General features: G+C 72.6%; 6 protein-coding genes. All 6 read left to right on the top strand.

From position 1 onward, the window contains the following. Positions 1-4,193, top strand: a 4,193-nt coding sequence (locus tag C1I97_RS23790) for a non-ribosomal peptide synthetase (RefSeq protein ID WP_146608275.1), incomplete at its 5' end; no start/stop codon positions are given. A 344-nt stretch (positions 4,194-4,537) separates the two neighbouring features. Continuing rightward, positions 4,538-5,341, top strand: coding sequence for a GHMP family kinase ATP-binding protein (locus C1I97_RS23785; RefSeq protein WP_258382713.1), 804 nt, complete (start codon positions 4,538-4,540; stop codon positions 5,339-5,341). 1 nt (position 5,342) lies between these two features. Beyond that, on the top strand, positions 5,343-6,401 hold the full coding sequence (locus tag C1I97_RS23780) for a PLP-dependent cysteine synthase family protein (RefSeq protein ID WP_181446877.1): 1,059 nt from the start codon (positions 5,343-5,345) through the stop codon (positions 6,399-6,401). Further along, positions 6,398-7,657: an ATP-grasp domain-containing protein gene (locus tag C1I97_RS23775; RefSeq protein ID WP_111005223.1), complete on the top strand. Its 1,260-nt coding sequence runs from the start codon at positions 6,398-6,400 to the stop codon at positions 7,655-7,657. Before C1I97_RS23780 ends, C1I97_RS23775 begins: the two co-directional genes overlap by 4 nt. Further along, positions 7,654-9,180, top strand: a complete 1,527-nt coding sequence (argH, locus tag C1I97_RS23770) for an argininosuccinate lyase (RefSeq protein WP_111005222.1) — start codon at positions 7,654-7,656, stop codon at positions 9,178-9,180. Before C1I97_RS23775 ends, argH begins: the two co-directional genes overlap by 4 nt. Further along, positions 9,177-9,787, top strand: a 611-nt coding sequence (locus C1I97_RS23765) for an MFS transporter (protein WP_146608274.1), incomplete at its 3' end; no start/stop codon positions are given. The genes argH and C1I97_RS23765, both read left to right, overlap by 4 nt.

Below are 9,787 nucleotides of genomic sequence, written 5' to 3'. Positions count from 1 at the left end.
GTGCCCCGCGCAACCCGGCCGAGGAGATCCTGTGCGGCCTCTTCGCCGACACCCTGGCCCTGCCCGCTGTCACCATCGACGACCACTTCTTCCACCGCGGCGGACACTCCCTGCTCGCCACCCGGCTCACCTCGAAGATCCGGCAGGCCTTCGGGGTACGGCTCGGGGTGCGTGACATCTTCCAGCACCCGACGGTCGTACGGCTGGTCGAGCTGATCGCGGTCAGCACCGGCGCGGACGAGCGACCGGCGCTGGTGGCGGGGGAGCGGCCCGATCGGCCGCCGCTGTCCTCTGCTCAGCAACGGCTCTGGTTCCTCGACCAGTTGGAGGGCCCGTCACCGACGTACAACATTCCGCTGGCCGTCCGGCTTACCGGCACGCTCGACACCGAGGCGCTGCGCCGTGCCCTGGTCGACGTGATCGGCCGGCACGAAGCCCTGCGGACCACGTTCCCCTCCGAGAACGGCACGCCTCACCAGGCCGTCCGTTCCCTCGCGGAGACCGACCTCGCGCTCCCGGTGACCCTGGTGACGGAGGAGTCCCTGCACCAGGCGCTGGCCCGGCTGGCCGGCGTCACCTTCGACCTCGCCGCCGATCTGCCCATCCGCGCGGATCTGCTGGCGCTGTCCCCCGAGGAGCACGTGCTCCTGGTGGTGATGCACCATATCGCCTCTGACGGCTGGTCGAACGGCCCGCTCCTGCGGGACCTCGCCACGGCGTACGCGGCACGCTCGCGGGGCGCGGCCCCCGAGTGGGAGCCGCTGCCGGTCCAGTACGCCGACTACAGTCTGTGGCAGCACAGTCTCCTCACCACCGAAGAGGAGCGCCAACTCAATTTCTGGCGAACAGAGTTGGCCGAGCTGCCGGAGGAGTCGACGCTGCCGGCGGACCGGCCGCGTCCCGCCGTCGCCTCCTATCGCGGGGCCACCCACAAGGTGACCGCCCCCGCCACCACGCACGCCGCGCTGACCGGGCTGGCGCGCGAGACCGGAACCACCCTGTTCATGGTCGCCCAGGCCGCTGTGGCGACCGTGCTGGCGCGGTGTGGTGCTGGTGTGGACGTCCCGATCGGTTCGCCGGTCGCGGGCCGTACGGACGAGGCTCTCGACGATCTCGTGGGCTTCTTCGTCAACACGTTGGTCCTGCGTACGGATGTGGGTGGTGATCCCACCTTCCGTGAGCTGTTGGCCCGGGTGCGGGAAACGGATCTTGCCGCGTGGGCTCATCAGGATCTTCCGTTCGACCGGCTCGTCGAGGTGCTCAACCCCGAGCGTTCGGCGTCCCGGCATCCGTTGTTCCAGGTCATGCTCACCGTCGGCGACACCGCCGCCGGTGCCCCGGACCTGGCAGGCCTCGAAGCGGCCTTCCTCGACCCGGAGCTGAGGATCGCGAAGTTCGACCTGACCTTCGCCTTCGGTGAGCGGCGGGCGGCCGACGGCAGCCCGGACGGGCTCGACATCACCGTCGAGTACGCCACCGACCTGTACGAGCCGAGGACGGTCGGACTCCTGCTGGAGCGCACCCTGCTCCTGCTGGAGTCGGCCGCGGCGGACCCCGACACCGCCGTCGGCTCGATTCAGCTGCTCGCCCCCGAGGAGCGGCAACTGCTGGACACCTGGTCTGGGCCCCTCACCCGGGCCCCCGAACTCGGCCTGGACGGTCTGTTCACGGGGCAGGCGGCACGCTCCCCGGAGGCCCTGGCGCTGGTCTTCGAGGACCAGGAGGTGACGTACGGCGAGCTGGATGTGTGGTCGAACCGTCTGGCCCGGTATCTGTCGGGCAGGGGTGTGCGGCCGGGTGATCTGGTTGCCGTGCATGTGGAGCGTTCGCCGCACATGGTGGCCGCCATCCTGGCGGTGCTGAAGGCGGGCGCGGGTTACACGATGCTGGATCCGCAGTTCCCGGAGGAGCGCCTGAACGGCGTTCTGGAGCAGGTGCGTCCCGCTGCGCTCGTCACGCAGTCCCACCTCCCGGCGCTGCGGACCGACGCGGTGTGTGTCGATTTGACGCGTGAGGTGGCGGGGATCAGCGCCGCCTCGGGTGCGGGGGTGGAGACGGGCGGATCCCCGGAGTCGGTGGCGTGTGTGATGTTCACGTCCGGCTCGACGGGTGTGCCGAAGGGGGTGGCGGCCTCGCACCGGGCGCTGGCGGCGACGTTCGTGGGCCCGGACTATCTGGCCTTCGGCCCGCAGCAGACGTTCTTGCAGTGCTCTCCGGTGTCGTGGGACGCGTTCGCGCTGGAGGTGTTCGGCCCGCTCCTGCACGGGGGTGTCTGTGTCCTCCAGCCGGGTCAGCACACGGACCCGCACCAGATCGTGGAGCTGGTGGAACGCCACGAGGTGACCACGCTCCAGATGTCGGCGAGTCTGTTCAACCACATGCTGGACGAACATCCCGGCGTCTTCGGACGGATCCGCGAGGCCATGACCGCAGGCGAGGCGGCCTCGCCGGCGCACGTCGCCCGCGCCTTGGAGACTCATCCCCAGTTGCGTCTGCTGAACGGGTACGGCCCGGCGGAGAGCATGGGCTTCACGACGACGTTCACGATCGAGCCGGGCATGGCCGAGGGCGCGGCGAGCATCCCGGTGGGCGGTCCGCTGTCCGGCAAGCACGCCTATGTCCTGGACGGGAACCTGGAGTTGGTGCCGCCCGGGGTTCCGGGTGAGCTGTACGTCGCCGGGCACGGTCTGGCCCATGGTTACATCGGACAGCCGGGGCTGTCCGCCGACCGTTTCGTGGCCAACCCGTACGGTCCGGCCGGCTCGCGGATGTACCGCACGGGCGACCTGGCCCGCTGGAACAAGCAGGGCGCCCTGGAGTACCTGGGCCGGGGCGACCAGCAGATCAAGCTCCGCGGTTTTCGGATCGAACCGGGCGAGATCGAGGCGGCACTGACCTCGCACCCGGACGTGCGGCAGGCGGCGGCGGTGGTCCGGGAAGACCGCCCCGGTGACAAGCGCCTCGTCGTCTACGTCGTCGGTGAAGTCGCCGACACCGTGGCCCTGCTGCGGCACACGGCCGCCCGCCTGCCCGAGTACATGGTCCCGGCGGCCATCGTGGCCCTGGACGAACTCCCGCGCACGGTCAACGGCAAGCTCGACCGCCGCGCCCTGCCCGCCCCCCACCCGACCGCACTCTTCGACGGGCGTGCCCCGCGCAACCCGGCCGAGGAGATCCTGTGCGGCCTCTTCGCCGACACCCTGGCCCTGCCCGCTGTCACCATCGACGACCACTTCTTCCACCGCGGCGGACACTCCCTGCTCGCCACCCGGCTGATCAGCCGTATCCGCACGGTCTGGGACACCCGCGTCACCATCCGCGACCTCTTCCAGAGCCCCACCCCGGCGCTGCTCGCCGAGCACATCGCGGCGGGCAGCGGCGGCAACCCGCTCGACACCGTGCTGCCCATCAGGGCGGCGGCCGGCCGTGACGCGGACACGGCGCCCCTGTTCTGCGTGCACGCTGTCTCCGGAGTGAGCTGGGGTTACGCGGGACTGCTGCCGCACCTCGGTACCGACCGGCCACTCATCGCCCTCCAGGCCCGCCGGCTCGGCGGTACCGAGGACGCGCCGGCCTCCATCGAGGAGATGGCGGACGACTACCTCGCCGAGATCCGCAAGGTTCAGCCGCACGGCCCGTACCACCTGCTCGGCTGGTCCTTCGGCGGACTCGTCGCGCACGCGGTCGCCGCCCGTCTCGAAGCGGCCGGCGAAGAGGTGGCTCTGCTGGCCCTCCTCGACTCCTACCCGCTGCCCGACGGGTTCCGGGCACCCGAGATCGACGGCAGGCACGTACTGACCGCCCTGCTCGGCAGCCGGGGCGAGTCGGTGCCGGTGCGGTGCGCGGACGGCGTCCCGGACATCGCCGAACTCGCCGAGGCACTGCGGCAGTCGGACCGGGTGCTCGCCGGTCTGGAGCACGCGCAGGCGGCGGTCGTGGTGGCGGCGACCCTCGACAACCTGCGGATGCGCTATCGGTACGTGCCGGACGTCCGGTTCGGCGGTGACGCGCTGTTCTTCGACGCGACGGGCACCCCGGCGGCACAGTCGGGGGCGGCGGCCTGGGCGCCGTATGTCGCGGGTCGGGTCGAGGAGTTCGCGGTCGACTGCGAGCACGCCCGGATGACCGAGGCGGAGCCGCTGCGGGCGATCGGGGAGGTGCTCGCCCGTCGGCTGCGGCCGGCCCGCATCTGACACACGGCACGCCCCGGGGCCCGTACGGCAGACTCGACGCCGTACGGGCCCCGGTGGCATGCCCGCACTCGCGTGTTGACAGCTACGTTCCGCCGCCGGCGGCGAACTGCCCGCATACTGCCGCTCCACCAGCCGGATCCGCGCGCCGGTGCTGCCTAGCGTGGAGGGGTCCGCATGATCGGCCAGGCCCAGTGAGCGGTCCGGTCCGGCCCCCAGAGGAAGTCAAGGACATGGTGGATCATTCCGGTTGGCGCGTCGGCGTCGCTTCCGCGCCGATACATCACGGCGAAATTCTCCAGGGCGTCTTTCCACACCAGGGTCAGCTCACCCGGGGGCTGGTCACGATGCCCTGTACCGTCCACACCACCCAGGCGTCCTTCATCCCCGCCCGGGGTGAGGAGCTGACCGTCTCCCCGCCCTGGAAGACCAAGGCGCGGCGCGCGGCGCAGCTCACCGTCGAGGCCTGTGTCCGGCCCGGGGAGGGGCCGGTCGGCGGGCATCTCGAACTGACCGGTGATGTTCCGCTGTGCCGCGGCTTCGGCTCCTCGACCAGTGACGTGCTGGCGGCGATCTGGGCCGTACAGGACGCCCTGGTGCGTCCGCTGCCGCCCGAGGTCGTCGCACGGATCGCGGTGCGCGCCGAGACCGCCTCCGACTCCCTGATGTTCAAGGAGAGTTCGGTGCTGTTCGCGCAGCGCGAGGGCAAGGTCATCGAGGACTTCGGCTACCGGATGCCGGCCGTGCGGGTCCTCGGCTTCGGCTCACGGCCCGAGAACGACGGCAAGGGCGTCGACACCCTGGCCTTCCCGCCGGCCCGCTACGACAGCACGGAGGTCGGGGTCTTCGCCGAGCTGCACGCGATGCTGCGCGAGGCCATCCACACCAAGGACGTGGCTCTGGTCGGCGCGGTGGCCTCGGCCAGCACCGAGATCAACCAGCGGCACCTGCCCATCCCGCTCCTCGACAGCCTGCGCGCCATCGAGCGGGAGACCGGAGCCCTCGGCATCCAGGCCGCGCACAGCGGGGACATCGCCGGACTCCTCTACGACCGCGACGACCCCGAGGTCGACGCCCGCACCGAGCACGGCCGGCGACTGCTGCACAACATCGGCATCCACGAGCAGTGGATCTTCACGACGGGTGACTGACATGACCACTTCCACGATCGCGGGCGCCGCGCGGGTGCACGACTCGGTGGTGGACGCCACCGAGCTGCCCCGCATCATCCAGGTGACCGAGAACCTCTACGCCGCCGCGTTCAGCCTGATGAAGCTGCTGCCCGCGCGGTTCATCATCGACCGCGCGGAGGCCGCCGGGCAGCTGCGGCCCGGCACCCGGATCATCGAGACCTCCTCCGGCACCTTCGCGCTCGGCCTGGCGATGGTGTGCCGGCTGCGCGGCTACGACCTGACCATCGTGGGCGACTCCGCGATAGACCGGGACCTGCGCACCCGGCTGGAGATGCTGGGCGCCACGGTCGAGATCGTCGAGTACGCCGGCCAGCCCGGCGGCATCCAGGGCGCCCGCCTGGCCCGCGTCGAGGAACTGCGCCGGCTGCACCCGGACAGCTTCGTCCCAGGGCAGTACGACAACCCCGACAACCCGGGTGCCTACGCGGCGGTGGCCGAACTCATCGGGGAGACCGTCGGCTCAGTGGACTGCCTGGTCGGACCGGTCGGCTCCGGCGGCTCCACCGGAGGCCTGGCCGCCGCCCTGCGCCCGGTGGACCCGGCCCTGCACCTGGTCGGCGTGGACACCCACGGCTCGATCATCTTCGGCACCCCCGACGGACCGCGCACCCTGCGCGGGCTCGGCAGCAGCATCCACCCCGGCAACGTCCGCCACGCCGCCTACGACGAGGTCCACTGGGTCACCGCGTCCGAGGCCTTCCACGCCACCCACGAACTCTTCCGCACCCACGGCCTGTTCATGGGCCCGACCAGCGGCGCCTCCTTCCAGGTCGCCTCCTGGTGGGCCGCGCGCAACTCCGAGAGCAAGGTCGTCATGGTGCTGCCCGACGAGGGCTACCGCTACCAGTCGACCGTCTACAACACCGACTGGCTGCGCGAGCAGGGTATCGAACCGGCGCCCACCCCGGGCGGACCCGTGACCGTCGCGCACCCGCTCGACGCGCCGCCCTCCTGGTCCCGCCTGCTCTGGGCGCGCCGCGGCTTCGACGACGTGATGATGCCGGAGACGGACGCATGAACACCCCGCTGCTGCTGTTCATCGAGTCCAACACCACCGGCACGGGACGCCAGTTCGCGCAGCGGGCCCGCGCCCTCGGCGCCGAGCCGGTGCTGCTGAGCGCCGACCCCGGCCGCTATCCCTACGCGGCCGAGGACGAGCTGCGCACGGTCGTCGTGGACACCGCGGACGGCGATGCCCTGTGGGCCGCCGTACAGCGGCTCGCCGCCGGGGCGCGCGTCGCCGGTGTGCTGTCCAGCTCGGAGTACTACGTCGCCACCGCCGCCGAACTGGCGGCACGGCTCGAGCTGCCCGGGCCCTCGGCGGACGCGGTGCGCGCCTGCCGGGACAAGTCAGTGCAGCGCCGCACCCTGGCCGAGGCGGACGTGCCCGTCCCCTGGTTCTCGGTGGCCGGCGAGGTCGCCGAGGCGGTCGCCGCCGCGCAGTGGCGGGGCGCCCCGGTGGTGGTCAAGCCGGTGCAGGGCTCCGGCAGCCTGGGCGTACGCCTGTGCCGGGACCCCGGCGAAGTGGCAGATCACGCAGGGGAGCTGCTGGCAGCGACGGTCAACGAGCGCGGGCTGAGCACGCCCGCCCGGGTCCTCGTGGAGCAGTACCTCACCGGGCCCGAGTTCTCCGTCGAGGTGTTCGGCGAGCACGCCGTGGTGACCGTCGCGAAGCACGTCGGCGCACCGCCGGTCTTCGTGGAGACCGGCCATGACGTGCCGGCCGTGCTGCCCGCGCCCGAGGCCGCCGCACTGGTCGACAGCGCCGTGCATGCCGTCAAGGCGCTCGGCCTCGGCTGGGGCGCGGCCCACGTCGAACTCCGCCTCGACGGCGGCGTGGCCCGCGTCATCGAGGTCAACCCGCGCCTGGCCGGCGGGATGATCCCGGAACTGGTGCGCCGCGCCCGGGGCGTCGACCTGGTCGGTGCCCAGGTGCGCGCGGGACTCGGCCTGCCCGTCGACCTCACCGACACGACCGGCACCGTGGGCGCGGCCGCCATCCGGTTCCTCACCGCCGGCACCGACGCCGTCCTCGGGGACACGGACGCCGCCGAGGCCACCGCCCTCGCCGTGCCCGGTGTCGTCGCCGCCGCCCTCTACCGTCCGCCCGGCACCCGGGTCGGACCGGCCGAGGACTTCCGCGGCCGGCTCGGTCACGTCATCGCCGTCGCGGCCGGCCCCGGGGAGGCGGCGCGAGCGGCCGACACCGCCCGGGCCCTCGGCCTGGCCACCGCCCTGGAACACGCCCCGATGAAGGAGGCGATGCCGGTATGAGCACGGCACCGCACACCGCCCCGGGAACGACAGTCGACGCCGGGGGAGTGGACACCGGGCGGCTGCGCACCGCCCTCGACGCCCGCGCCCACCGCATCGTCTACGACCAGTACCGGCCCGGCGCCGACGACCCGATCGGGCAGGAACTGCGGCTGATCAGCGAGGTGGACCGGGCCCACCTGGTCATGCTCGCCGAGCGCGGCATCGTGGACGCCTCCCGCGCCGGGGCACTCCTGGACACCATCGACGCCCTGCGCGCCGACGACTTCGCCGCCGTCCGGGACCGTCCCATGCCGCGCGGACTGTACCTGGCGTACGAGGGCTGGCTCGTGGACCGGCTCGGCCAGCGGACCGGCGGCGTGCTGCACACCGGCCGCTCCCGCAACGACCTCAACGCCACCACCGTACGGCTGCGGGTGCGCGCCCCCTACGCCCGACTGCTCGCCGAGATCCTGGAGTTGGCCGAGGTCCTGCTCGACAGGGCCGAGCGGTTCCGTGACGTCACCATGCCCGCCTACACGCACGGCCAGCCCGCAGTGCCGATCAGCTACGGCCATTACCTGTGCGGAGTCGCCGGCGCCGTGCTGCGCTCGGTCGAGGCACTGCTCGACGCTGGACGGGAGATCGACGTCAACCCGCTCGGCGCCGGGGCCGTCGGCGGCACCTCCGTGCCCGTCGACCCCGGCCGCACCGCCGAACTCCTCGGCTTCGCCGGGGCGGCGCCGAACTCGGTCGACGCCGTCGCCTCCCGCGACTTCGCGCTGCGCATGCTGTCGGCCGCGGCCGTGCTCGGTGTGCTCATGGCCCGCATCGCCCGCGACCTGACCTGGTGGACCACCGAGGAGTTCGGGCTGCTGCGGATGGCCGACGACCTGGTCGGCTCCAGCTCGATGATGCCGCAGAAGCGCAATCCCTTCCTGCTGGAGCACATCCAGGGCCGCTCCAGTGCCGCCCTGGCCGGCTTCACCGGCGCCGCCACCGCCATGTCCACCGCCGGCTACACCAACGCCATCGCCGTCGGCACCGAGGCCGTACGCCACCTGTGGCCCGGCCTCGCCGGCACCGAGGAGGCGGCGACCCTGCTGCGGCTCGTCGTCGCCGGTGCCGAACCCGACCGCGAGCGCATGCGGGCCCGGGCCCGGGACGGCTTCACCTCGGCGACGTACCTCGCCGAGCGTCTCGTCGTGGACGGCATGCCCTTCCGCACCGCCCACCACCTCGTCGGGGAGACCGTCCTCGCCGCGCTGGACGGCGACCTCCCGCTGTCCGAGGCGGCCCGCACGCAGCCCGCCGTGGCCGGCGCCGCCGCCGGATACCCCGCCGACTGGCTGGACCCGGAGACGGTCGCCGCAGCCTGCGCCCACGGCGGGGGCCCCGGCGGCACCGCGCCCGACGCGGCCCTGACCCGCGCACGCAGTGAACTCGCCTTGTCCAGAACGGAGTTCGATGCCCGTCGAGCACGCTGGGACGCTGCCGCCGCCCGACTGACCGACGAGGTGACCAAGGTGATGACGGACCGATGAGCACCACCACCGTTACCGCACCACGGCCCCGCGGCGGACTGCTGCGCGGGCGGGACTTCCGGCTGCTGTGGGCGGGCGAGACCATGAGCCGGTTCGGCAGCAACATCACCGGCGTCGCCATGCCGCTGGTCGCCGTCGTCAGCCTCGACGCGAGCACCTTCTGGGTGAGCGCGCTGGCCGCCGCGGCCTGGCTGCCCTGGCTGCTGGTCGGGCTGCCCGCCGGAGCCTGGGTGGACCGGCTGCCGCGCCGCCCGCTGATGCTGGTATGCAACCTGGGCTCGCTGGTGCTACTGGCCAGCGTGCCCCTCGCCGCCTGGCTGGACGTCCTGACCATGACCCAACTCATGGTCGTCGCGCTGCTCACCGGGCTGGCGAACGTCTTCTTCTCCATCGCCTACCGGGTCTACCTGCCCTCCGTCGTCCACCGCGAGGACCTCGCCGAGGCGAACGCCAAACTCCAGGGCAGCGAGTCCGCGGCACAGCTCGCAGGGCTCGGCGGCGGCGGCATGCTGGCCGGACTGTTCGGCGCGGTCAGCGGCCTCCTCGTCGACGCCGCGACCTTTCTGGCCTCCACCCTGTGCCTGCTCGGCATACGCAGCACCGAACC

The sequence above is a fragment of the Streptomyces sp. NTH33 genome, assembly GCF_003236365.1.
In the GTDB taxonomy this organism is placed as follows: domain Bacteria; phylum Actinomycetota; class Actinomycetes; order Streptomycetales; family Streptomycetaceae; genus Streptomyces.
The sequence above is the reverse complement of the archived record's forward strand: the minus strand, read 5'-3'. Positions and strand labels throughout refer to the sequence as shown.